The organism is Vibrio sp. 2134-1 (assembly GCF_033339495.1).
This window is the reverse complement of the sequence record NZ_JAWOUS010000292.1, coordinates 1-796: the sequence shown is the minus strand read 5'-3', so window position 1 is coordinate 796 and position 796 is coordinate 1. Positions and strand designations below refer to the sequence as shown.

Annotated in this window: 1 protein-coding gene; it reads right to left on the bottom strand. The window is 46.2% G+C overall.

Translation table 11 applies throughout. The features are described 5' to 3' along the window. Positions 1-5: 5 nt before the first annotated feature. On the bottom strand, positions 6-796 hold a 791-nt coding region (locus tag R7R78_RS25550; RefSeq protein ID WP_005485281.1), incomplete at its 5' end, for a LysR substrate-binding domain-containing protein.

Sequence of the window (796 nt, the reverse complement as noted above, 5' to 3'; positions counted from 1 at the left end):
GAGCGTTAATGGTTTGCGTCCGATGATGCAGACCCAATCTGTTGCAAGCTGTAAGCCGTGAGAGGATCGATTTCTTTCACAATCTCTTCGACCTGTTTAATTGCTTCTACAGACGTGCTGGCTTTGCGATAGCTTAAGTAGATAGGTCGGTACCAATCTTCCACTCCAGACACCTTGTAGAGCTGCCCATTCGCAATAAACGGCTCTACGAGAGACACCGGCAGATACGCCGCGCCGCCTTTCTCTAAAATGAAGTCCAAAGCAATACGCGCAGTCGATGTACGCAGGTACGGAGCCGGAATTTTAGGGTGACGCTCAGAGTGCTCAGAAGCGAAGCGTGTTCCCCAATCCACATACACATATTTGTGCTCAAACACCGTATCTAATGAATCTTGCTCGGTAGAAACCAGCACAAGGACAACATCCGCGACTTTTTTACAATTAAGCTCATCAGCTTTGATTTGGTCAAACGCAAATGCCATATCTAACGTGCGCTCTAATAAGCTACGGCTTAGCATTTCACGGCCCATCACCTCGGCCATAAAGCCGTAACCGCCGAAAGAATCCGTCACAATACTCAAACAGTTTTGCAAATACGCATCCCAAATGTTCGGCGTACCGCCCATGGTGAGCTGTAATGCTTTTCCATCTTCAAGTGATAATTCCAGTTTTGCTTGCTGCAATGTGGTGACCATAACTTCGGCATAACTGATTAAGCGTTCCCCTGCTGAGGTCAGCTTTATGTTATTTCGATCACGAATAAACAATTGAGTATCGAAGTAACTTTCCAATTGTT